20 protein-coding genes, 2 pseudogenes and 1 riboswitch are annotated in these 23,446 nt (G+C 66.9%); of the genes and pseudogenes, 3 read left to right on the top strand and 19 right to left on the bottom strand.

Features of this window, described 5'->3' with window-relative positions; all coding sequences use genetic code 11:
- Positions 1–42: 42 nt before the first annotated feature.
- The 6 genes from IEW07_RS14985 to IEW07_RS14960 all read right to left on the bottom strand — a co-directional run bounded on the left by IEW07_RS14985 (position 43) and on the right by IEW07_RS14960 (position 6,686).
- Entirely contained in the window at positions 43–588 is a 546-nt protein-coding gene (locus IEW07_RS14985; protein ID WP_188538656.1) for a hypothetical protein, read from the bottom strand.
- A 3-nt stretch (positions 589–591) separates the two neighbouring features.
- Positions 592–897, bottom strand: a complete 306-nt coding sequence (locus IEW07_RS14980; protein ID WP_188538654.1) for a hypothetical protein — start codon at positions 895–897, stop codon at positions 592–594.
- Between the two features lie 29 nt (positions 898–926).
- Complete coding sequence (locus tag IEW07_RS14975; RefSeq protein WP_188538652.1) at positions 927–1,766, bottom strand: hypothetical protein; 840 nt, start codon at positions 1,764–1,766, stop codon at positions 927–929.
- A 151-nt stretch (positions 1,767–1,917) separates the two neighbouring features.
- On the bottom strand, positions 1,918–2,394 hold the full coding sequence (locus IEW07_RS14970; protein ID WP_188538650.1) for a VOC family protein: 477 nt from the start codon (positions 2,392–2,394) through the stop codon (positions 1,918–1,920).
- Between the two features lie 533 nt (positions 2,395–2,927).
- Complete coding sequence (locus tag IEW07_RS14965; protein ID WP_188538648.1) at positions 2,928–5,468, bottom strand: penicillin acylase family protein; 2,541 nt, start codon at positions 5,466–5,468, stop codon at positions 2,928–2,930.
- A 261-nt stretch (positions 5,469–5,729) separates the two neighbouring features.
- Entirely contained in the window at positions 5,730–6,686 is a 957-nt protein-coding gene (locus IEW07_RS14960; RefSeq protein ID WP_188538646.1) for an AraC family transcriptional regulator, read from the bottom strand.
- 94 nt (positions 6,687–6,780) lie between these two features.
- Between IEW07_RS14960 and IEW07_RS14955 the strand changes: the two genes are divergently transcribed.
- Entirely contained in the window at positions 6,781–7,614 is an 834-nt protein-coding gene (locus IEW07_RS14955; protein WP_188538644.1) for a hypothetical protein, read from the top strand.
- A gap of 121 nt (positions 7,615–7,735) precedes the next feature.
- On the opposite strand, the gene IEW07_RS14950 is transcribed toward IEW07_RS14955, so the two are convergent.
- The 4 genes and pseudogenes from IEW07_RS14950 to IEW07_RS14935 form a co-directional block, all read right to left on the bottom strand.
- Complete coding sequence (locus IEW07_RS14950; protein ID WP_188538642.1) at positions 7,736–7,942, bottom strand: hypothetical protein; 207 nt, start codon at positions 7,940–7,942, stop codon at positions 7,736–7,738.
- A 241-nt stretch (positions 7,943–8,183) separates the two neighbouring features.
- Positions 8,184–8,522: pseudogene (locus tag IEW07_RS14945) on the bottom strand (NlpC/P60 family protein); the annotation flags it as partial.
- A 167-nt stretch (positions 8,523–8,689) separates the two neighbouring features.
- A riboswitch (cyclic di-AMP (ydaO/yuaA leader) is annotated at positions 8,690–8,876 on the bottom strand.
- 488 nt (positions 8,877–9,364) lie between these two features.
- Complete coding sequence (locus IEW07_RS14940) at positions 9,365–10,267, bottom strand: DNA/RNA non-specific endonuclease (RefSeq protein ID WP_229741891.1); 903 nt, start codon at positions 10,265–10,267, stop codon at positions 9,365–9,367.
- 176 nt (positions 10,268–10,443) lie between these two features.
- Entirely contained in the window at positions 10,444–10,827 is a 384-nt protein-coding gene (locus IEW07_RS14935) for a hypothetical protein (RefSeq protein WP_188538636.1), read from the bottom strand.
- A gap of 203 nt (positions 10,828–11,030) precedes the next feature.
- On the opposite strand from IEW07_RS14935, the pseudogene IEW07_RS14930 reads away from it, so the two are divergent.
- Positions 11,031–11,624 (top strand): annotated as a pseudogene (locus IEW07_RS14930) (recombinase family protein).
- A gap of 224 nt (positions 11,625–11,848) precedes the next feature.
- On the opposite strand, the gene IEW07_RS14925 reads toward IEW07_RS14930, so the two are convergent.
- The 9 genes from IEW07_RS14925 to IEW07_RS14885 form a co-directional block, all read right to left on the bottom strand.
- Positions 11,849–12,982 carry an agarase gene (locus IEW07_RS14925; RefSeq protein WP_188538635.1) on the bottom strand — a complete coding sequence of 378 codons (1,134 nt, stop codon included), beginning with the start codon at positions 12,980–12,982 and terminating at the stop codon, positions 11,849–11,851.
- 119 nt (positions 12,983–13,101) lie between these two features.
- On the bottom strand, positions 13,102–13,986 hold the full coding sequence (locus IEW07_RS14920) for an alpha/beta fold hydrolase (protein ID WP_188538633.1): 885 nt from the start codon (positions 13,984–13,986) through the stop codon (positions 13,102–13,104).
- A gap of 50 nt (positions 13,987–14,036) precedes the next feature.
- Entirely contained in the window at positions 14,037–15,056 is a 1,020-nt protein-coding gene (locus tag IEW07_RS14915; RefSeq protein WP_188538631.1) for a sugar phosphate isomerase/epimerase family protein, read from the bottom strand.
- Positions 15,057–15,146: 90 nt separating this feature from the next.
- The gene (locus IEW07_RS14910) at positions 15,147–16,217 is read right to left on the bottom strand and encodes a Gfo/Idh/MocA family protein (protein WP_229741889.1); all 1,071 of its coding nucleotides are present in this window, start codon (positions 16,215–16,217) and stop codon (positions 15,147–15,149) included.
- A gap of 4 nt (positions 16,218–16,221) precedes the next feature.
- Positions 16,222–17,199 carry an ABC transporter permease gene (locus tag IEW07_RS14905; protein ID WP_188538629.1) on the bottom strand — a complete coding sequence of 326 codons (978 nt, stop codon included), beginning with the start codon at positions 17,197–17,199 and terminating at the stop codon, positions 16,222–16,224.
- Positions 17,200–17,201: 2 nt separating this feature from the next.
- Entirely contained in the window at positions 17,202–18,734 is a 1,533-nt protein-coding gene (locus IEW07_RS14900) for a sugar ABC transporter ATP-binding protein (RefSeq protein WP_229741888.1), read from the bottom strand.
- Between the two features lie 2 nt (positions 18,735–18,736).
- Positions 18,737–19,912: a levoglucosan dehydrogenase gene (locus tag IEW07_RS14895; protein ID WP_229741887.1), complete on the bottom strand. Its 1,176-nt coding sequence runs from the start codon at positions 19,910–19,912 to the stop codon at positions 18,737–18,739.
- Positions 19,913–19,940: 28 nt separating this feature from the next.
- On the bottom strand, positions 19,941–21,020 hold the full coding sequence (locus tag IEW07_RS14890; RefSeq protein ID WP_229741886.1) for a substrate-binding domain-containing protein: 1,080 nt from the start codon (positions 21,018–21,020) through the stop codon (positions 19,941–19,943).
- Between the two features lie 95 nt (positions 21,021–21,115).
- Complete coding sequence (locus IEW07_RS14885) at positions 21,116–21,934, bottom strand: sugar phosphate isomerase/epimerase family protein (protein WP_188538624.1); 819 nt, start codon at positions 21,932–21,934, stop codon at positions 21,116–21,118.
- Positions 21,935–22,060: 126 nt separating this feature from the next.
- Here IEW07_RS14885 and IEW07_RS14880 point away from each other — a divergent pair, with 126 nt between their 5' ends.
- Positions 22,061–23,356, top strand: coding sequence for an ROK family transcriptional regulator (locus IEW07_RS14880; RefSeq protein ID WP_188538622.1), 1,296 nt, complete (start codon positions 22,061–22,063; stop codon positions 23,354–23,356).
- Positions 23,357–23,446 lie beyond the last annotated feature (90 nt).

Raw genomic sequence — 23,446 nt, 5'->3', positions numbered from 1 at the left:
CCGGCGGAGCGGGGATCGGGCGCGTGGTGTGGCGCTGTGCGGTCAGGCCAGGGCGGGCAGCCGGGCGGTGAGCCAGTTCAGGACCCACCGCTGGAGGTCCTCGGCGTCCCAGTCCGGGGCCGTCACCAGCAGCACCTCGCGGTCCTCACGGAACGCGGAGATGATGCCGGGCTGCTGGGCGAGCTCGGCGACCAACCGGTCCACCTTCCGGGAGTGCTCGTGGGCGATGTCCTCGCGCAGACCGACGTCGAAGACCCCGTCGTCATCGTCGGACCCGACCTCCACGAGAGGTTCCGGCTCCGCGACGTCGACCTCGTCCTGCCCGCGAAGCCGGCCGATGACGGCGACCGCGTAGACGGTGAACTCGTCCTCGCGCAGCGGGTCCACGCCGCTGCGCAGCCGGTTGGCGGTGACGCTGACGACGACCGGCGTGAAGATGTGCGAGTCGGTGAGCGGGCTGGCGAGCACCGGGTGGTTCTGCAGGCGGTAGGCCTTGATCCGGTGGTGGGCCACCTGCCACGCCGCTTCCGGGGCGTGCGCGGTGATGACCTGCCCGAGGTAGGAGACGAACCCGTCGAGCAGGGTCACGACCTAGTTCGGTGTGGACCGGCGCAGCCACGAGGTGCAGCGGGCCCACGAGGGCCACTCCGGCGGCGCCGGCGCATCCGGGGAGACAGGGGCGGGAGCGTCCTCCAGTCCCACGATCCGGGTGGCGACCCACCGCCACAGCGGCGTCAGCGAGTCCGGGGTGCCGTCGAGCATCGCCTCCGGATCGACTCCGTCGGCGGCGAGCTCGGCGCCCAGGCGGTCCAGGGCGGCGGAGCGTTCGGCGAGGTACTCGTCCAGGGCCTTGGCGGCCTGGCGCTTGGTCATCGTCCGGTAATTGGTCATCGACATCGAGGGGTCCTCCGTGCTCGGGTCCGGCTCTAGCGGGGCAGGTGCTGCACGAGCCAGGTGATCGCCCACAGCTCCAGCCGGTCGGCGTCCCAGCCGGGTGCCGCGACGATGAGCGCTCCGGGGTGCATACGGTCGACCGACTCGACACCGTCCTGCGCGGACAGTTCCTCGACCAGCAGGTCCACCAAGGCTGGGTGCTCGTGGGCAAGGTCGCCGTGCAGCTCCAGCTCGAAGCACCCGGGCCGGGTGGTGACCTCCACCAGTGGTGCCGGGGGCACGACCGGCTCCCACGGGTGATCCCCGCGCAGGGAGGCGATGGCGGCGGCCGCGTGCAGGCACATCTCGTGGTCGGGCACCGGGTCGAGTCCGGCGAGCAGGCGGTAGGTGCCGGTCCTGGGCAGGGACGGCAGGAACACCTGGGTGTCGGTGGTCTCGGAGGTGAGCACCGGATGCTTGTGCCAGTGGTAGGCCTTCACCCGTTGGAGTCCTACTTTCCAGGTCGCCTCCGGCGCGCCGGTGGTGATGACCTCGGCCAGGTAGGAGATGAACCCGTCCACCAGTGCCAGTGCCTCCGGTGATGGCAGCGGGTCAGCGGCCGCGGTGTGCTGGGCCCATGACGGCCACAGGTCCCGCAGCTCGAGCGGGGGAGTGGGGGAGGCAGCGGCGCTGTCCTCCAGGAGCCGGTCGGTGATCCACTGCCACAGTGCCGTCAGCGATGCCGGTGTGCCGTCGAGCATGGCCGAGGGGTCGGCCCCGTGAGCGGTGAGCTCGATGCGCAGGTGGTCCAGGGCCGGGGCGCGTTCGGAGACGAAGACCTCGAGCGCGGTGGCGGCCTGCTGCTGGGTCATCGCCCGGTAGTGGAGTGTCACGGGCCGCACTGTACGGGGCCTGCACTGCGTCAGGGTGAACATCTGGGAAAGTGACGGAGCGCCAGCAGCTTCCGCCCACGCCACTCCGCGTCCGGAGCGGCGGCAGGTCGAAGTAGAGCACCGGGCCGGTGCCGGCAGGGCCCACCACGGCTCACGAGGCGTCGGCGGCGGCTTCCAGGTCGGCGATGATGATCTTGCGCATCGGCATCAGGGCGGCCATCGCCCGCTGCGCCCGGCCCGGGTCGGGATCGGCAAGCAGCTCGACGAGCCTGCGGGGCACCACCTGCCAGGACAGCCCGTACTTGTCCTTGAGCCACCCGCACATGCTTTCCTGCCCGCCGTCGGCGGTGAGGGCATCCCAGTACCGGTCCACTTCCGCCTGATCGGCGCAGTCGATCTGGAACGACACGGCCTCGGTGAAGCTGAACTCGGGTCCGCCGTTGAGGGCGGTGAACGGATTGCCGTCGAGTTCGAACTCCACCGTCAGCACCATGTCCGCCGGACGCGGCCCGGCCTCGCCGTAATGGGTGGTGTCTGTGATCCGGGAGTTGGGGAACACCGAGATGTAGAAGTTCGCTGCGTCCTGGGCTTCGGTGTCGAACCACAGGCAGGGCGTGAGAGTCGTCATGGTGGGATTGTCCGCCCCGCACCCGGCCTGTGGAAGGTGTGGGGGCAGACATGACGACGCCATGTCCAGGAGAACCCCCGGGCGTCCCGGAGCAGCAGGCGAGAACAAGGACCGGCGGGAAGGAGGCACCGCGCAGTCCAAGGGTCATGAGATGGCTGGGTGGTGAGACGCTCCCGGAGGAGTCCTCGCTGTGTTCCGGGCGCTGTTGGCCTCCGGGGACCGGGTTCGGTTCCGCGGGCGGGCCGGTTGGGGACGGAGCTCGCACGACCATGGCCCCCACCTGGTGGGGTGGGGGCCAGAGGGTCTGCCGCGGGATTCGGGGTGGAGGCGACTACGTCTTGCCCGAGAGCTCCTCCGGTTTCGGGGCGACGGCGATCGGTCGAACAATTCCTGAACCCTTGCAGATCAGGAATGAGATGTGGGCAGGAACTGGTTGATCGCAGCCCCAGGCCGAAACGCCGGACTCCTCCTGGAGGATTGTCGCCGTACGCCGTTTTCCCATGGGTGAGACTGTCCGCAGGGTTTTACCGTTGTCAGTGGAGGGTCGTGACGCTTTCGAGGTTTTTTTCCACCTCCGCGGGGGAGAGATGTTCCTGCTTGCACTCGAAGTTCGTGTAGAGCCCGAGCTGGTCGCTGTAGTGGGGTGACTTGGTGCCGTCCGGGGCGATGAATCCGCTCTGTCCCGGAGGGGCAGCCATGCAGGCCTCCGCGTCCTCGCCGTTGAGGGAGATGATGTTGTTCTCGGTTCCGCGGTTCATGTAGATCGGGGTCGAGAGGGCCTCGTCGTCGCCGGCCTGGTCGATGCCCATGAAGTTCTTCGTACTGTAGGTGTGCGGGACGGTCTCGGTGCGCCAGTCGGCGGGGTCTTCTCCGTGCTCGTCGCGCAGCTGGGTCATGGCCCGGGCGTAGGACTTCTGGACCACCTCGGATCCGTCCCGGCCGTTGAGGAGGTCGACGGTCTGCGGCACGCCGGAGTCCTCGCCCTGGAGGGCGTTGTCGATGAGCTTCACGGCGTCTGCCGGGCGGGCGGAACCGCCGGGGCGGGCGTAGACGTTCTCGGCGTACTTGGCGTACACCTCGGCGGGCAGGTCGTCCTTGAGGACGTCCTCGGTCAGGGTCTTCACCCAGGCGCGCATGATGGTCGGTTCCGGGCCGTCGTAGGAGCCGTCCGCGTCCTCGTCGCGGGTCTGGCCGTCCCAGTCCAGGAGCAGCCGGGCGTCCTGGGCCAGGGGATCCTTGGCCGGCAGGGTGCGCACGGCCTCTTCCAGGTAGGGGCGGAGGTAGCGGATGTTGAGATCGGCGAAGGAGGTCTCCTCGTTGATCGCCCACATGTCCTCGGTGCTCAGCTTGCGCTGGGCCTGGAGCCGGGAGGTGATCTCGTTGACCCGGTCCACGTCGGACCAGTTCCCGGAGTCGCCCACCGCGCCGGGGCCGGGCTGGTTGTTCCAGTTGGCGATGTAGCCCTGCTTCGGGTTGAAAGCCTGCGGGTTCTCCTCGAACGGGCGGATGCCCTCCCACTCCATGCTCCCGTCCCCGACCGCGGGCAGGCGCGCGTCCTGGTTCTCGGGGCGGTCGGGCATGTGCCCGGGGGAGACGTAGCCGATGTTGCCGTCGTTGTCGGCGTAGTACCAGTTGATGGAGATGCCCACGTTCTCGGCCTGGTCCAGGTACTCGTCCCAGTTGGTGGCCTTGGTCTTCTTCGTCCAGGCCAGCAGGGACTCGATCTCCGAACCCGCCCAGGAGCGCTTCTTGGTGTAGGCGGTGTCGTTCTGCTCGTCCACGCTGGTGACGAACCCGTGGACCGTGGAGCGGACCTCGACGACGACGTCCTCGCCGTCCTTGACCTGCACGGTCACCTGGCGGACCTCCATGTCGCGCCAGGCCCCGTCGAACCAGTACTGGTCCGGGTTCTGCGGGTTGAGTTTCTCCTGGTAGACGTCGTTGACGTCCAGGGGGCCGGCGGTCGCGCCCCAGGAGATGTGCTTGTTGGTGCCGAACAGGACCATCGGGTAGCCGAAGGGGGTGTTGCCCGTGACGTCGAAGCCGGCCCCGTGCAGCCCGACCCCGTAGACGTAGGAGGGGTTGAACCAGCCGAACTGGGGTCCGTTGAGCAGCACGGAGCCGCCGTCGGCGGACTTCTGGGACCCGACCGCCCACAGGTTCGAGGCCGTGGGCTGCTGGTGGGGCCAGTCCTCCCCGCCGTTGCGGGCCATGGTCTCCAGCCCGTCATCGGACAGGGACGGGTCCACAGGGAGCAGAGAGGGGGACGCCGCGGCGCCGAACACCGTGGAGGTGGACTGCGGGCCGAGAGCACGCCCGGCGCGGTCGTAGGGCATCTCGCCCGGGACCTCGGGCTGCGGGTGGTCCGTGCGCGGGTCCGTCGTCGGGGCCGTGGGGTCTTCGGTCCAGAGGATCTGGTCGAAGAGCTCCTGCCCGCGGCCCGCCCCGTACTCGGCCACGAGCCGGTCGCGGACCTGCAGATTGGCGACCTCCGAGGTGCTGTCGGAGAACCGGTTGGCCATGGTGCCGATCCAGATCATCGCCACGTCGTAGCCGGTCCACCGCGAGGGCTCGAAGCCGTAGTCCGTGAACTGCTTGGGCAGCAGGTTCTCCCGGTCGGCCAGCACATCGTCGATGCGCTTGTTGAACCCCTCGGCGTAGCCCTCGAGGACGTCGCGGTCCTCCTGGGGCAGGGCCTCGATCTGGCGGTGGATGTCCTCGGGGTCGAAGCCGGACCTCGTCAAACGGTCGTGCTCCAGGCCCGGCTCCCCGAGCACCTCGGCGGTGGTCCCGAGCACCGAGCGCTTGGCCATCTCCATCTGGAACAACCGGTCCTCGGCCACCGCGTACCCGTAGCCGTAGAACAGGTCCTGGGTGGTGTCGGCGTAGATGTGGGGCACACCGTAGTCGTCGCGCTTGATCGTCGCCCGTCCCTCGGCGGCGGGTTTTCCGGCCTCGTTCACCGCCTGCTGCTCGGAGACCGAGGCCAGAGCCGCTGGGACCGGAACGAGCAGGGAGCAGGAAACGGCGGCAACGGCGGCGACGCGCCACGGGGCAGGGCGGGTTCTTTTCACAGGGACTCCTCAGCTGGGGTGGAAACCCGAGCATATGAGCGTCGACGTGACGAGGCAGGCGCGAAAAGTTAACAGTTCTACTTCTTCAGCTCGTGGTGCCGTGTCGACAAAGAACTGTCATTTCCGGTCCTGTAGGGCAAGGGTCATGAGATGGCTGGGTGGTGAGACACAAGTGATGTGGTCCGCAGCCATTTCGAGGGGGACAGCGGTACGGGTGTGCCGTTCAGTCCCGGGGTCGAGGGGTGGCTGCGATGTGTGGGGTCAGCAGCGCAGTGTGGTGGTGGGGGACTGGTCGTAAATCCTGCGGTAGGCGGTGGCGAAGCGGCCTCGATGGGCGAAGCCCCAGCGGGCGGCGATACCGCCCACGGTGGCCCCGGTAGCGGGATCGGCCGCCAGGAGATCGTGGTGGGCGGCGGCGAGCCGGGCACGACGGAGGTATGCGGTGGGGGTGGTGTCGAGGTGGCGGCGGAAGACCGCCTGGAGTCCGCGGGGACTGAGCCTGGCGGCCTGGGCGATGTCGGTGATGCCGATGGACTCGGCCAGGTGCGAGTCGATGAACGATGTGGCCCGGCGGAGCGCGGCCGGGACCGGGGCGGTGTCCCGGCTCGGTGGGGGTGCTTCGAGGAAGGTGCTGGGGAAGGTGTGCAGGAGCGCGGTGAGCAGGTGGCGCACGGTCTGGTCGAGGATCAGGGGTGAGTCGGTGGCGTCCTTGTTGCTCAGCACATAGCGGTGGGTGTGGGTGAGCAGCTCGGTCCAGTAGCGGCTTGCCGCCGTGCTGACGGGGGTGAAGCCGGTGAAGTGCAGGGGGACGAGCTCGTTGCCGTGCAGGGCGCAGGCGTGGGCCTGCACGGCGGTCGGGTCCAGGGCCACGGAGTGCATGGCGGCTTGTGACCAGCGCTGGGTGTAGCCGGCCGGGGGCAGCAGCAGCGGGGTGGCCGGGAGGACCTTGTCGGTGACCTGGTCGATGGCCAGGCGGCCGGCCGTGAGGTGATCGATGCGCAGCGTGTCGGTGAAGTCGACGGTCTGGGTGCCGGCGGCCCCGCGGGTCCGGGCTGCTTCCAGGGTGAGCGGCCCGATGGTGGTGGTGGCCACCTCGAGGTGGAATCCCTCGGTGCCGGTGAGGGTCCACTGGCGCACGGAGTAGACCCGGGCCAGGATGTCCAGGGCTTGATCCGGGTCCTGGGTGCTGTAGCGGGTGCGGTGTACGGCGGGGCCCATAGCCCCACCCTAAGGGCGAGTCCGCGACGGTCCTCCACCCCGAGGGGCAGCACCGGCCTCGGGGTGGTGAGGGGGTCTGGGTAGAGTCACGTCCATGACGGAGGTGCTCTACGAGTGGATGGACGCGGAGCAGGCCGCCACGGCGCTGAAGGAGTACCTGGCCGAGCGGGCCCCGGCGCTGGCGCAACTGCGTTCGGCGATGGCCGACGGCGGCCTGGATCCAGATGAGATGCTCGAGGGCACGCTCGAGTCGGTGGGACCGGTGTGGGAGTGGATCACCGCCCGGGTCGCCGAGCTCGGGGTGGATCCCCGGCCTGTGGAGGAAGATCCGACACGTCCCGGGTGGCCCAGCTGGATTCGTCACGGGATCCTGGTGGACCCGCACCCGCCGGCCGAGTCGCTGGGCCTGGTCGACGGGTTCGCCTCCTACCTGGGGCAGGTCATCACTGATGCTGTCCCGGCGGCCGTGTGGATCATCGGTCATCACCGCTTCGACGACTTCCCGATGCTCAACCGCCCGGTGCTCGCAGCCGGCGTCCACCAGGTGTGCCTGCCGGCGCTGCCGCTGTACAGCGTGTACCAGACCGTCCGCGGCCGGGAGGGAATGGGCGGGGCGGAGATGGTCGAGCAGGTGCGCCGGACGATCGCCGCGCTGCGTGGGGAAGGCCCGGAGGCCGCCACCGCCGAGGAACCGCTGGTGACGGTGGTCGCCGAGGTGGACTGCTTCGACGTCGGGCTGCGCGACGACATCGCCGAGGACCACCCGGGGGTGGTGGACCGGTTGGTCGCCGAGCTCGCCGACCGTGAGGGGGTCGAGTCGGTCCACCGGTACGGGCCGGCCGCGCTGGTCGTGGACGCCCCGTCCTGGCCGGAGCTGCGGTTGAGGATGTGGCTGGCGCTGTGGCTGCAGCGCCACCTGCCCCGCTGAACTGACGGGCACAACTCGGCGACCCCGTCTCTGTGGGACTTTCTGCTGGGTCCAGCGGTGTGGGCCTCGAGTGGTAACGATCCCGGCGGTACTGCCCCGCCCGGTCGGGCACTGCCGGTTGTCAGCGGGTGGCGTCGAGGTCCTGCAGGTCGGTGAGCACCCAATCCTTCAACTGTTGGGGACGGATCACGATCGCGTCCGCCCGCAGCGCCTCGGGGTCGTCGAGGGTTGAGGGCTCACTGATGGTCCGGGTCTCCTGGACAGCCAGGGCTGCCGCGTAGCCGGCGGAGCCGGGGTATGGGTGCCCCTGTGGGATCAGCAGAACCATCGTGTGGTGCTGGAGGGGCCAGGCCGGACTTCGAGGATCGCCCGACGATCTCCCGTCACGGTGAGCGAGGCCAGCTGAGCAGTACGACCGCGGCATGCTGACGGGGGATCTCAGCGGCTCCGGTCGGCCCCGTCGTCCGTGGCCCAGCCTGGTATTGCAGGGCAGGGGAAGACCACAAAGGCGGGGTGCGCGGTTCCCGCCCACCGGGCGGGAACTGCGCACCCCCGACCGGGTGGGGCGGTCAGCGCACCCTGATGTAGACGGGACCGGAGCCGACGTTGACGGTCTGGATGACCGTCTGGTTGCCGTTCCAGCCCCCGTGGACGGCCTTGCCGCCGCCGATGTAGACAGCGATGTGGGCAAATCCCATACCGCCGTCGGCGTAGTACACCAGGTCGCCGGGCTTGGCCTGGGCGGCGGAGACCCGGGTGCCGAGCTTCAGGTAGGAGACCGGCCAGCCGTGGTGCTTGATCCCGGCGGCGCGCAGGGCCTTGGTCACCAGGGCGGTGCAGTCCTGGCTCACCCCGAGCTGGTTCTTCGCGGCGGAGGCGATGGCTGCGGCCTTGCCGGAGGCGGACTGGGTGGTGAGGAGCGGCTGAGGGGCCGTGGTGGGGGCGGCCTGGGCCGGGGCGACGCTGCCGAGGATCATGGCTCCGGCGACGGTTGCCAGGATCGCGGTGCGCGTGAGGCGGAACGGGGTCTGGGCGCGGTGGCGAGGCGTGTGGGACTGGAACTTGGGCATGAGTGATGTCCTCCCGCTTGCCTGCGAGGTGAGCTGTCGGATGCGGGTGGGAGACACCCGGCCGCAGGGTGGGGGCCCTGGCGGCTTAACCCCTAGGTCCTGGGGTGGGGACCGGTGATGGTTCCCCCGCTTCTGCCGAGCACTGTGATCAGGGGGGCCCCGGGCACCGGCAGAATTCGGCGATGTGCCACGGGGATGCCGACCGGTTTCCGGTCGGCACGCCGATCACCATAACCGGCGGATAACAGAACTGTCACATTGCGAATGCTGTTTGCTATCGTAATGACACCTAGTGGCGCCGTGAATCCACCGGACGGGGAGGCGTCGCGGGGCGCTCCTGTGCTGGAGACGCCCGGTCTGCTCCCGGCCCCAGGGGGCGACCCCGTCGTGCTCAAGGCGTGGCTGGCACGTGGGCCCCATGGCCCACCGCATGAACCGTTGCTGCAGCCGAACAGAGGTGCGAAAACGGCTGGAGCCGTTGGTCTGCCCTCGGCCTCACGTTCCTCCTCCGGATCCGGAAGGGGATCCCAGGGGGGCTCACCGCTGCGCCGCCGCCAAGCCCACGGAACTCTTCCCATGGCTTCGGCACCGTTGAGGTGGGCATGGAGTCAGCCGCTCGCGCAAGGCACGGGGCAGAAGACGGGGCAGAAGGCGGAGCGCTGGTGGGACACGGTGGGCGGTCAGCTCACCAGGAGGATGTCCTCGGGCCGGAGGATCTCCCGGGGCAGGGCGGTGGCCGCGAGGCGGTCGAGGGGGTCGGCGGCGATGTGGGCGGGCAGCTCGAGCCCGGTCAGGGCTGCGATGCGTCGGACGGGTACTTGGAAGGTGCGGTAGGCGCCGAAGGAGAACTCTTCGGGTGCGGTGGTGAACTCCTCCAGCAGGGCTTCCTGGCTGAGCAGGTAGGCGGTGACGGAGAGCCGGTTCGTGGTGGTGACCATGGCGACGAGCTTGTAGAACTGCTTCGGCAGGGCGACCCCGCGGTACGGGGGGTCGTCGTCGTGGAGGACGGGGCCGGTGACGACGCTCACGGTGAGGTCGCGGTTGTCGGTGTTGTGGAGGATGTAGTCCTCCAGGCCTGCCCAGAGGCTCTGGTCGGCGTTGAAGTCATGGTGCTGCGGGGTGGCGTTGGTGAAGTGGAAGGTATCGTCGTTCGCAGCCTCGGCCACCGGGCCCCAGGCGGGGTCGAGCCGGCGCACCAGGTGTCCGCGGTCGAGGGCGTTGTCCCGGTAGAGCTCATCGTTGGTCTGCTCGGTGCGGGGCAGACGGGGGTCGATGATCCAGCGGTCGGAGTCCCGCCGAGGCCTCGTCGCGGTGCGCCCGTCGATGTTCACCGCGGTGTACAGGGCCAGTCGGCGGGGCCGGTGCATGACGATGCTGAAGTGGTGGTACTTGAGCTCGGCGGAGGCCACCTCGCCCCACGATCGGTGGTCCGGCAGCGGTAGCCGGTGGTCCAGGAAGTCCTCGCGGTACCCCCCACGGGTGCTGTAGTCGGGGTCGATGGAGACGGCCTCGGCCGAGGAGTGCTGCGGGCGGGCGTCCCAGGCGGCGTCATCGGGGCCCGGGTCCCCGGAGGGGTTGATCATGACCATCACATCCCTTCACAGCGCCCTGTCCCCGCTGGGTGCGGTGACGAGCGGCCCTGCCTGCCGTCCAGCTTCCCCGCGCGACCACCAGCCCGGCAAGGCGATTTCGAGGCACATACCGCTCACAGGAGGTGCCCGCCCGGTTACCGGGCGGGCACCTCCGTGTATCAGGGTGACTAGTGCTTGTCGTCCTTCTTGTCGTCCTTCTTCTTGTCCCCGTTGTCTTCGAACCAGACGTAGAGCTTGGTCTTCTTGTTCTTCTCGACCTTGCAGACGAAGACCTTCTCGTTCTTGTACTCGGCCTTCCACGCCTCGTCCTGGAGCGTCTTCGGCTTCACGTCGCACTTCTCGGCGGCGAACCTGGTCGCCTCCTTGATGGTGAGGTTCTTGTGCTCGGTCTCTCTGTCCTTGCCGTGCTTCTTGTCCTTGTAGACGACGACGTTGATCCTGCCGTCGTCCTCTTTGTGCTTGTCGGAGGCCAGGGCCGGGCCGGCGAACGATCCCGCCACGAGCATCCCGGCCACGGTGGCGCCGGCAAGCTTCTTGTACAGAGCGTCCATGATGTTCCCCCTAGTCAGATGGACATTCATTAGTAAACGCCCTGGTCAGCCCGGGTTCAAGACAGTGCGGGAACAATGTGATCGCAATCCGATTACGGTTGGGAACTACCAGAAGGTAATAGAGACGCTCCGCCACCACCCACCCGGTGCCACGTCTCGCAGGCACCCCAGTCGTCACTGGCCTTGTCATCGCCTCCGGGGCAATGGTCGCCCTGCAGGTCGGGTACGCGTGAGTTTCGACAAGGCAGCAGCATGCGCTCCGTCAAGTGTCTGATCTGCTGGCCGCCGGCGTTCGACATGATGACCTATATATCGACCACGGAGGGTCTGGAGCCCATGCTTCGCGTCCACAGTTCGACAAGGCTGTGGCCGCTCTCGAGGAGGGAGACACATTGGTGATCACCACGCTGGACCGGCTGGGCCGTTCGACGCAGAACATGCTGGCCTTCGCCGAGGCGTTGCGGGGCATGGGTGCGGGGCTGCGGGTGCTGAACCTGGGTGGTGGAGATGTGGACACCCACACTCCGATGGGCGCGATGGTCTTCACCGTGATGGTCGCCCTGGCGCAGATGAAACTGGAGATCAAGCGGGAGCGGATCACTGACTCGGTGGCCAAGCGCCGGGCCGCCGGCAAGGACCTCGGCGGGCGCCGCCGGACCTTCACGGATTCCCAGATCCGCAATGCCCTGCGCTTGATCGAGGGTGGGGAACCGGCCCCCCAGGTCGCCCGTGACCTCGGCATGTCCAGGGCGACCCTCTACCGGCGGATCCGGGAACTGCCCTCCGTGGTGAGCTGAGGCCTCAGTCGTTCCCGGGTGGGCGGCGCCTTTTATGCATCTTGTCAACGCCGACCGAATATTGACCCCTTATGCCGTTGAATCCGCCCGGCGCCCGGGGCCAGTATTCAGATGGCATCGACACATCTGACTGCAGAGACCCGCGGCTAACCTCTGCCCGACGTGCCCTGTGAACGGACCAGTTTGCCGATCAGCTCCGGCAGGGGGCCCTGTGGCGGAAAGGATCACATGCGTTGAGCTGCGACTGCTTGGGCCCTCGCATTCGCCTCGCGGATCTGGTCTGTCATGTCGGTGTAGAACTCGTCGTGGGGGTCCTTGATGCCCCACCCGCGGCCGAGGTTCTCGATGTATCCGCACCAATGCCAACCGATGATCCAGGGCTCTGCAACGGCCCGCGCCAGGCCGCTGGCGTAGTCCGCGCCGCGTTCGGCTTGGGTGTCCATGGGGCTCGTGCGGTGAGGGTTCATGTCCGTGGGAACCCAGTTGCCGATGTCTGCGATGACTACTGGCTTGCCCGTCAGTTCATGCCATCTGCGGAGGTCTTCGATCATGGTCGCGTGCTCTTCGTCGGATTTCCCGGTGAAGTACTGGACGGAGAGGACGTCGACGAACGGCATCATGGCGTGCAGGACTGCTTCGGGAATGCCCTTGTTGCCGTTGTACCGGTCTCCGAGGATCAAGTGATCCGGATCGTAGCGGCGGATTGCCTCGGTGATCGTCCGGTAGTACTGAGTAGCCACGTCGAACAACTTCTGGTCGTGCTCGGCTTGGCTCAGTCCTTCGAATCCGGGCCAGAATCGTCCGGAGGCATGGGGCAGCCAACCCGGGATGTCGACGAGGAAGTAGCCGACCAGGTTCGGGCTGCTTTTGTGGTCTGAGACCATGCGTCGGGCGATCCAGTCCGCGTACTTGTGGAAGTCTTCACCGTATACGTCTCGGTACGCCGGGTGACCGTTCCAGTCCTCGATCTCCTGCACGCGGATCTGCACCACATAGGGCATTCCGGCGTCGAGAAGGTGCTGGTCGGGCCAGGGGTGGGAGTGGCCGAGGTCGACTGGGTCGCCGAACCAGTCCAGCGCCTCGCCCCATCCTCCGCTGATGTACTGGGATGTCCATCCGATGGTGTTGAAGTTCAGTGCCTGGAGGTCGCGGACGACTCCCTTGGTCCATGCTTCGCGTGAGCCGTACTTGCGTTCGAAGACCTCCACGTTGTGTGGATAGCGGAGGTCGGTGTCATCGAGGTGGTTGAGGGCCAGCGAGATGAACGGCTTGCCGTCCGGGTCGATAAAGCTCCAGGAGCCGCTCTCGCTTTGGGCCACGCGGAAGAATGCACCGGAATTGCCTGTGGTTGAGGACATCGTTCGTCGTTCCTTTCAGTCCTGGCGTCGTTAATGGTCTCTGCTCACCGGGTCCCGCATTCGGGGGCGGTGAACCCGAGGCCCGGGACTCGCTCGGCCGTCCGCGTCCCGGCACGCTGCTATTCCCGGCTGAAGAAGTCCAGGTAGGCGGATGCCAGCGCTTTGGGGTCCTCCTCCGCCAACTGATGGCCCCACGGGAGAATGACTCCGCGCACGTCCTCGGCGACCTCGCGCATCTGGCGCTCGTTGTCGGCCCCGATGAAGTACTCGCTGCCGACCGCGAGGACAGGCATCGTGAGCTTCGTCTTCGCTGCCTCACGGTTCTGGTCGGCGTCGTCGAGGGTTGCACGGTAGATCTCGAGCATGCTCCGCAGGCCGCCCGGTGACGAGTAGCAGCGGACGTACTCGTCCAGGGCGTCGGGGGTAATGGCCTGTGGGTTGTGGGTTTCGTGCTTGATGAAGTAGTTGAAGTACTCTCGCTCTTTGCCGCTGATGAGGAATTCGGGGAAGTGGGGCACGCTGTAGAAGTTGATGTGCCAGAGCCACACGTAGGTGCTGACGTTCTCACGGGTGAGGAACGAGTAGTCCTCCAGGCCGAAGCCGGGGAGGATCATCTCCTGGTAGACGAGCTTCTTCACGCGATCGGGGTACTGGGCCGCGACCTGGTAGGCGGTCGAGGCCCCCCAGTCCTCTCCGACGAGGTTGAAGGTCTCGTATCCGAGGTGAGTGGCCAGCTGGGCGATGTCCTCGGCCATGTTCTTCATGTCGAAGCCGTCCTGAGGGTGCTCCGAATCGCCCAGCCCGCGGAGGTCCGGGGTGATGACCGTGTAGTACGGCGTCAGCAGCGGAACAATCCGGCGCCAGTGGTAGGACGTCTTCGGCACTCCGTGCAGCAGGAACAGCGGTTCTCCCTGGCCGGCGATGGCGTAGTGCAGGCGCACGCCGTTGACGAATGCTCGTCCGTGCTGGGCCGGGCGGCCGTTGTGGTCCTGGATGATCTCCATGATTTCTCCTCCTGTGTTGCGTCGTGGTGACCGGTGTCGGCCGGCCAGGGTCAGTTTTGGTTGCTGAACGCGGCGTCGAATGAGGACTCAGGTGTCTTCCAGAGCAGGGACCGGACATGGCGCAGCGCTTCGGGGGCACCGTGCAAGCGGTCCATTCCGGCGTCCTCCCACTCGATGGAGATCGGCCCGTTGTAGCCGATCGACTTCAGCGCGCGGAAGGCGTCCTCCCAGTGGACGTCGCCGTGGCCGGTGGAGACGAAGTCCCACCCGCGCCGCGGGTCACCCCAGGGCAGGTGCGAGCCCAGAATCCCTGACCGACCTGTGGCCGGGCGCAGGCGGGTGTCCTTGCAGTCCACGTGGTAGATCCGGTCGGCGAAGTCGGTGATGAATCCGACCGGGTCGATGCCCTGCCACAGCATGTGGCTCGGGTCCCAGTTGAACCCGAAGGCTTCGCGCCGGTCGATCGCTTCCAAGGCTCGGACGCTGGTCCAGTAGTCGTAGGCGATCTCGGAGGGGTGCACCTCGTGGGCGAAGCGCACCCCTTCGCCGTCGAAGACGTCGAGGATCGGGTTCCACCGGTCGGCGAAGTCCTGGTATCCGGCGTCGATCACGGACTGCGGGACCGGGGGGAACATGGCCACGTACTGCCAGATGGACGAGCCGGTGAATCCGACCACGGTGTCGCAGCCCAGCTTGCGCGCCACCTGGGCGGTGAGCTTGAGCTCCTGCGCCGCCCGCTGCCGCACGCCCTCTGCCTCGCCGTCGCCCCAGATGCGGGAGCCGACGATGGCCTGGTGCCGGAAGTCGATGGGGTCATCGCAGACAGCCTGGCCCTTGAGGTGGTTGGAGATCGCCCAGACTTTCAGCCCGTAGCGGTCGAGGATTTCGGTGCGCCCGGCCAGATAGGCGTCGTCCTCCGCTGCCCGCCACACGTCCAGGTGATCGCCCGAGCAGGCGATCTCCAGCCCGTCGTAGCCCCACTCGGCGGCCAGCCGGGCCACCTCCTCGAAGGGCAGGTCGGCCCATTGGCCGGTGAACAGGGTGACGGGGTGGGAGTTCTCATGAGTCATGATGGGTTCCTTTTCGAGTTCGACGGCGAATCCGTCGCGCTCCGGAAGCGAGCCGATGGGGCAGGGGAGTGTTTCAGGGCAGCGGGTGCATCAGCCGATGTCCACCCACCGGCCGGAGGCGGCGGAGGAGAGGACGGCGTCGGTGAGAACGGCTGCTCGCAGGCCGTCGTCGAAGGTCGGTAGCCCGTCCACTTCCTCGCCCCGGGCGGCCCGGTAGGTGTCGGTGACGAAGGAGGTGAATGCGTCGCGCCACCCTTGGGGATGTCCTCCCGGGGACTGGTCGTAGGCGGTGGACAAGGGTGAGGCGTCCTCGTCGGCTCGATTCCAGATTCGAGTCTGCTCCCGCCCCCCGATCCATAGGGTGTTGGGTTCTTCCTGGTGGAATTCGTAGGAGTGTACGGGGGTGTCCACGGCGATGCGTAGGTCATTCTTGTGTCCTGGTGCCGCTTGCGAGATTGTGGCGCTGCCCAGGGTTCCGCCATCGAGACGGAAGACGAGCACGGCCGCGTCCTCGGTTCTGACCGGTTCCGAGCTCGTCCCTCGGGTGTCGTAGACGGTGGACAGGTCGGCGATGAGGGACGTGATGCGTTGTCCGGTGACGAACTCCAGGAGGTCGCACCAGTGGACTCCGATGTCGGCGAAGGCCCGGGACTGACCACCCTGGGTGGAGTCCACCCGCCAGTTGGTGTCCGTGGAACGGGACAACCAGTCCTGCAGGTAGTTGCCCCGCACCAGGTGCGGTGTGTCCTCCCCGGAGGACAGACGGGCCCGCAGTTCACGGATGGAGGAGTAGAAGCGGTAGCCGAAAGGGACGGTGGCCACCAGATCGGTGGTCCGCCAGTGATCGACCATGGCCTGCGCATCGGTCCGGCCGGTGGCCAGCGGCTTTTCGCAGATCACGTGCTTGCCGGCCTCAAGGGTGGCACGTACGAGATCGGGGTGGGTGTCGTTGGGAGAGCAGATGTGCACCACCTCGACGCGGGGATCTTCGATGAGTTCCAGGGGAGTGGAGTGCACTTCCCTGGCACCCGTTTGCTGCCCTGCGCGCTGACCGGATGCCGAGTCTCGGCTGGCTGCGGCCAGCACCTCGTGGCCCGATGCGCGCACCGCGTGGGCGTGGACGCGGGCGATCATGCCCCCGCCGATGATTCCTGCGCGCACTGGGCTACTTCCTTCGTGCCAGGGCCACGGCGAGGATGATGATCACGCCGCGGACGATGTTCTGTTGGCTGGTGTCCAGGCCTGCCAGCACCAGACCGTTGTTGATCACGCCGATCAGCAGCGCCCCGATGACGGATCCGACGACGGCTCCGCGCCCGCCGAAGAGGCTGGTGCCGCCGAGGATGACCGCCGCGATGACGGACAGTTCGTCCCCGCTGCCCCACTGGTAGCGGCCGGACTCCAGGCGTCCGGCGTAGAGCATGCCGGCGATCGAGGCGGCCACGGCGGAGGCCATGAGGACGCTGAAGATGATCCGGCGCGTGCGCACGCCGCTGTAGATGGCGGCCTGCTCGTTGCCGCCGGTGGCCAGCACCCGACGGCCGTAGGCGGTGCGGTGCATGACGATCGCCCCGATGATGGTGGCGATGACGACCCAGATGAGCAGGGCCGGGATCGGACCGATCGACCCACCGCCGAAGAAGGCGTTGAACCCGGGCGAGAGGATGGGCTGGGGGGCGGAACCGGTGATCCACATGGCCACGCCCAAGGCGATGCCCATCATGCCCAGGGTGACCAGGAACGAGGGAATCCGGGCAAAGGCCACCAGACTGCCATTGACGAGCCCGACGAGCACACCGGTGCCGATTCCGGCCAGGGTGCCGGTGACAGGACCGCCGGCTGCCACGCCCATGGCTGCGGTGACACTGGCCAGCCCGGCGACGGCGCCGACGGACAAGTCGATCTCGGCGGAAGCGATCACGAACGTGACGGCCACGGCCATGAAAGCGATCATGGCCGTCTGGCGGAAGATGTTCAGCAGGTTTTCGACGGTGGCGAAGCCTGAGTCGTTCAGGAAGATGACGCAGATCCCGTACACCAGGACCAGGCCGATGTAGATGATGTAGTTGCGCCAATCCACCGAGCTCTTGCGGGCAGCGGTGTCCGCCTGAGCCGGGGCTGGAGTGGAGGTAGAAGTGGACATGGTCAGACTCCCTGAATGGTCAATTGGAGCGACTCTTCGTCTTCGATCTCGGAGCGGTCCAGAGTGGATTGGAGGCGGCCCTTGCGCAGGACCAGGATGCGGTCGCTGACCGCCAGCAGTTCGGTCAGTTCCGAGGAGATCAGCACCACGGAGGTGCCGGTTCGGGACAGTTCCCGGATCAGCTCGATGACTTCGCCCTTGGTGCCGATGTCGATGCCGGCCGTGGGTTCGTCCAGGATGAGGATCTTGGGCTCGGTGGAGACCCAGCGGCCCAGAACGACCTTCTGCTGGTTGCCACCGGACAGCAGTCGGATCTCGAGGTTGGGGGTCGCGCCTTTCACTTCGAACTTCTTCAGCACCTCTGTCACGAACTGTCGTGAGCGTCGTTCGTCCATGAGCGGGCCCCGGCTGAATCGGCCGAGCAGCGGCAGCAGCAGGTTGTCGCGGATGCTGTGAGAAAGCACCAGTCCTTGTTCACGGCGGTCCTCGGGCACGAGGGCGAATCCCGCTTCCATGGCCGAGACCGGGGTAGTGACGGAGACAGGCTCACCGTCGACGAGGATCTCGCCGCTGCGGTGCTTGTCGATGCCGAAGAGGGCGCGCGCGAGCTCGGTACGGCCTGAGCCCATCAGCCCGGCCAAGCCGAGGACCTCCCCGGGGTGAACGGTGAAGGAGATGTCCTCCAAGCCGTGGTCGGTGGACAGGCCCTTCACCTCCAGTCGCGGAGTCCCGGAACGATCCACGCCGTGGGTCTCGTAGGTCAGCGCGTTCTCCAGTCGACGCCCGATGATGGCTTCGACGAGATCCTCCGGGGTGATGTTGGTGGCGTGATCCGTCAGCACCACGGCCCCGTCGCGCATGACCGTGATGCGGTCGGTGACCCGGTAGATCTCCTCCATGCGGTGGGAGATGTAAACGATGCCGATCCCTTGGGACGTCAATCGTTTGATCAGCGCGAATAGAATCTCAGATTCTTTCTTCGACAAACTTGCGGTGGGTTCATCGAGGATGAGTACCCGGGCGTTCTGGGAGATGGCCTTGGCGATCTCAGTCAATTGCCAGTACGCCGTGCTCAACCTGTCTACGGAAGCTTTGGGGTTGATCGGCAGCTCGAAGGTCTCGAAGATCTTTTCCGTCTCACGCTCCATGGCTTCCTCGTCGATCAACCCCAGGGCATTGCGGGGTTCTCGGTTGAGGAAGACGTTCTGGGCGACACTCAAGGTGGGGACCAGGCTGAATTCCTGGAAGACCATGCCCACCCCCGCCTCGCGGGCAGCGATCGGGGAGTTGATGGTCACAGGATGCCCGTCCACGGCGATCTCCCCGGCGTCGGCGCTGTAGACGCCTTGCAGGATCTTCATGAGTGTGGACTTGCCCGCTCCGTTCTCCCCGGCGAGGGTGTGGACCTCACCGGCGAGCACTTCGAAGTTCACTCCTTGCAGCACCCGGTTGACGCCGAAGGCCTTTTCGATGCCCTGCATGGACACGGCGACGGTCCCGGTCGTAGGCGAAGAGGATGCGGTTGCGCTGGACATGACTACTGCAGCCCTTCCACGGTCACCCATTGCCCGCTGTCGGAGGACTCCAGGATCGCGTCGGCCACCTTTTCGATCTGGTAACCGTCGGCGAAATCAGGGCTGGCTGGGGTGCCGTTGACGATGGCGTGGAAAAGGTCGTGGGCCTCGATGATCTTGGTTTCGCCATAGCCGATGCCCAGGGCGGGGATGGGCCACAGCGCTTCCCCGTTCGGGTGGGCGGGGCCGGTGTAGATCGTGCGGAAGCCTCGCTCGGCGGGATCGTCGGAGGCGAAGATCACCTGCAACTGGTCCCGCTTCTCGTAGTCGAAGGTGATGGAGCCTTCGGTGCCGTGAATTTCGAAGGTCAGGAAGTTGTTCCGGCCCCAGCCGTTGCGGGTGGCTTCGATGCTGCCGATCGCGTCGTTGTCGAAGCGGAGCATGGTCATGACCTCGTCGTCGACGTCGACGGTCTCCTTCGGGGCGTTGGCGTCACCGCCGGCACCGAGCTTGTCGACGGTGCCGCTGGGTACGGGGCGCTCCGGGATCCAGGTGCGGGCTTGGGCACTGACCGCGGAGATCTCGCCCACCAGGTACCGGGCGATGTCGACGACGTGGGTGCCGATGTCGCCCAGGGCGCCACTGCCGGCGATGTCCTTGCGGAAGCGCCAGGACAGCGGGGAGTCCGGGCTGGCCGACCAGTCCTGCAGGTAGGTGCCGCGGAAGTTGAGGATCCTGCCGATGCGTCCTTCGTCGATGAGCTTCTTGGCGTAGGTGATCGCGGGGGTGCGGCGGTAGTTGAAAGCGACCATGGTGGTGCGGTCCGAGGCCTGTGCTGCCTCGTACACGGCCTTGGCCTCTTCGGCCCCACGGGCCAGAGGCTTCTCGGAGATCACGTGTTTGCCTGCCTGCAGGGCGGCGATGGCGATCTCCGCGTGCAGGTGGTTGGGAGTGGCGATGTCGATCACGTCGATGCTCGGGTCTTCGATGGCCGTACGCCAGTCCGTGCCCGAGCGGTTCCACCCGTAGCGGGCCGCAGCGTCGGCTGCGGACTCCTCGTTCACGTCGATCAGCAGCTCCCGCACCGGCTGGGCCGGGGCCGGCCAGAAGAACATCGGCATGGTCGCGTAGGCCATGGAGTGGGCCTTGGCCATGAATCCGGCTCCGATGATGGCGATCTTCAGCTCTTGCATTGTCATTGCTCCATTTCTTGTGCTGGGTCAGATGTCAGTTCGTGGGCGGGGTGCACTCGACGTAGGACTCCCGGATGGGCTCGGGAACGTCTTGGTGGTAGATGTCCTGCCAGGACTCCAGCAGGTTGTCGTGGTGCACCGGCAGGGCGCCGAGGGCCACGTAGGGGGGTGCGTCTTTTCCGAGCAGTCCGTAGGCGGCCAGGGTGGCCTCGGCCACACCTTGGTCGTAGGGGCGTTGGGCGCCCAGCCCGGCCACCGCAGTGTTCTGGGCCATGGCGATCGCCACGTTCAAGCCCAGATCTTCGGTGGTGATCGTGATGTCCTCGCGTTCGGCCGTACGGACGGCGGCCATGATCCCTTCTGTGGGTACGTCCCAGACACCCCAGAGGCCGTCGATGTCGTCCTGGTGCCTCAGGAGCATCGCGTTGGCGGTGTTCTGGGCTTCTCCGGCCAGGTCGGCGCCGGAGATGCCCCGCTCGGCGATGATGTTGATGCCGGGGTACTCGTTCTCGATGGTGTCGGTGAACCCCTCGTGACGCTGATTGGTCACGAAGAAGTCGACCCCGTACTTGATCACCCCGATGTTCCCCTCCCCCTGCAGCGCCTGAGCCATCAGGTGGGCGGAGACGACGCCGTTGCCGTAGTTGTCCGCAGAGACCGCGGAGATGTAGTCCTCACCGGGAACGAAGCCGGCCGGGACGTTGTCCATGAACACCAGATCGATCCCGGCTTCGGCAGCCCGGCGATAGGCTCCCGCCGTGGCCACGGCATCCGTGGGGATCGAGATCATGATGTCGGGCTGGCGCGCGATCATGTTCTCGATGTCCGAGACCTGTTTGCTCGGGTCCTGCCCGGCGTCGGTGACGCCGATGACCTCGATGCCGAGTTCGGCGAACCGTGTTGTCAGCCCGTCGAGCTGTGCTGCGGTCCAGTCGTCGCCGGTGTAGTGCATGACGATGGCTGCGGTGGCCTTCTCGGCCTTGACCTCCTCGACCTCGGTGCCGGTCAGCTCCAAGGTGTCGGCGGAGACCGGCTCTTCCCCCTGGGGTCCCTTGCTGAGGACCTGGCCTTCCATCTCCTGCAGGGCTTCCTGGGCCGGGGCGTAGTCGGGCAACAGACACGTGCTGTTTGTGGTGGTGGAGGCACATGCGGTCAGGGAAACCGATAGGGTCACCAGGCCGGCTGCTGTCGCCAGACGGGCTCGGCGGTTCACAGTCCCAGGCCTCTCAGGTACTGGCGGCTGCGCCGAGCGGCCTCCGCCGGGTCCCCGTCGTAGTAGTCCAGCTCCACGACCACCCAGTCGTCGTAGTGCGCCTCCTGGACGGCGTCGAGAATGCCCCGGAAGTTCAGCTCCCCATCCCCCAGCGGCAGGAAATGACCGCTGGTGGAGTCGTAGTCCTTCAGGTGCACCAGCGTCAGGCGGTCGGAGTACTTGCGCACGGCTTCGGCCGGGTCCCCACCGCCGGCGGCCAGGTGGGCGGTGTCGGGGCAGAAGCCGATGCCGGTCTCGGCGAAGACGGTCTCCAGCTGCTCGGGGGACTGCACGATCGTGCCCAGATGAGGGTGGAAGCAGGCGCGCAGGCCGTTGCTCTCGGCGATCTGAGCCACGGTGTCCAGCGCGCCACCAAGCCGCTTGTAGTCGTCCTCGCGGGTGCCGGCCGCCCGGATGGCGCCACCACCTAGGACGAGGTGACCGGCACCGGCCGCCGCGGCGAGTTCGGCCGTGGAACGAACCTTGTACAGCTCGTCCTCCAGGGCGTCCGCATAGATGAAGCTTCCGCCGGTGTAGACGCTGACCAGTTCCAGTTCGTGGTCGGAAAGCTGGGACTGGAGGTCACCCAGGTGGGAGGAGAAGTCGTAGAGGTTGCCCTCGAACATCTCCACCCCGGAGTACCCGGCCTGCTGGATGGGGGCGAACGAGTCGGTCACCGTCCCGGCCGACCGGTAGTAGAGGTCCTTGATGCTGGTGACGCCGGTGGGGTCGCCGATGACTCCGCCCCACGTGATCGAGTGGTACGCCAACTTCACTGTCTGCTCCTTGGGGTGTGAGGGAACTCACGTGTTATGTTGTTCACTTGCAGACTATTGCCGTTCATATACATAAGTCAAGGGTGTCTACCGCCCGTTCCGCCGGAAAGGATGTTGGATAGGACCATGCCCACTCCCGCTCTGCTGTCCGGTATGGACGCCAACCTCGCCCATAGCGCCGCCCTCACCCTGGGAATCATTCGCAGGGAAGGGCCCCAGACCCGGCCCGACCTGGCGGCCAAGACTGGTCTGGGACGTACCGCCCTCGCCCAGCGCCTCAACGTCCTGCAAGAGGCAGGCCTGGTGATGGAGGGTGAGTACGGAGAGTCGACCGGCGGACGAAATCCCCGCCTCCTGCGTTTCAACGCCTCAGCCGGGCTCATCCTCGGCCTGGAGCTCGGGGCCACCTCGTTCACGGTCGGTGCCACGGATCTGGCGGGCAACGTGCTGGCTCTCCGCAACGCAGTTCATGAGATCGCAGCCGGGCCCGAGCCCGCACTCTCCCGGGCCGAGGAAGTGCTCAAGGACCTGCTGGCCGAGGCGAATCTTCCGGAAGGGGACGTCTGGGGCGTCGGCGTAGGTCTGCCCGGACCTGTCGAATACGCCACCGGACGCCCCAGCGAACCGCCGATCATGCCGGGATGGGACAACTACCCCGTGCGAGAACGACTCACGGCTGCGTTCCGAGCCCCGGTATGGGTCGACAATGAGGTCAATGTGCTGGCCCTCGCCGAGCTCAGATCCAGGCGGGAGTTCTGGGGCCAGGACTTCATCTACGTGAAGATCGGCACCGGCATCGGAGCGGGGCTCGTCTCGGCCGGGCGGTTGCACCGCGGGGCCCAGGGCAGTGCCGGAGACATCGGGCACGTGGCCGTGGCCGGGGCCGAGAACGTGGCGTGTCGGTGCGGCAAATACGGGTGTCTCGAGGCCATCGCCGGCGGCGGAGCACTGGGGCTCCAGGGGCTGCGCGCCGCCCAGAACGGCCGTAGCCCCATCCTCCATGAGCGACTCACCGAGACCGAGAACATCACAGCCCAAGATGTCATTACCGCAGCCCGCAATGGAGATCACTTCTCCGTGGAAGCCCTTACCCACAGCGGTAAGACCATCGGCTCGGTCCTGTCGACGCTCGTCAACTTCTTCAACCCATCGATCATCTTGATGGGCGGAGGTGTTGTTTCAAACGGCGGACAATTGCTGGCAAGCATCCGTGAGACTGTTTATCAACGCTCTCTACCCCTGGCCACGCGGGACCTGGTCATCCGCCCCGCTCACCTGAATAGCACCAGAGAAGGCGGAATCATCGGCGCCGCCCACCTAGCACTCGACGAGCTCTTCGATCCGGCCACCTTCCAGCGCCTCATCACGCATGGGCCGCCGCGCAGCGTGGAGGAACTGCACGCCGCGACTGCTCTCGCTTAGGACGGCCCCGGGACTATCGCAACAACGGCTCTGTCGCACATTCGGTGGTGGTGCGGCTCCTCGAGGGTTGGTTCATGCTTGCGGACTTCT

It is taken from the genome of Kocuria dechangensis, assembly GCF_014636775.1.
Lineage (GTDB): Bacteria > Actinomycetota > Actinomycetes > Actinomycetales > Micrococcaceae > Kocuria > Kocuria dechangensis.
Note: the sequence above shows the minus strand (reverse complement) of the source record. Positions and strands in the feature narration are given on the sequence as shown.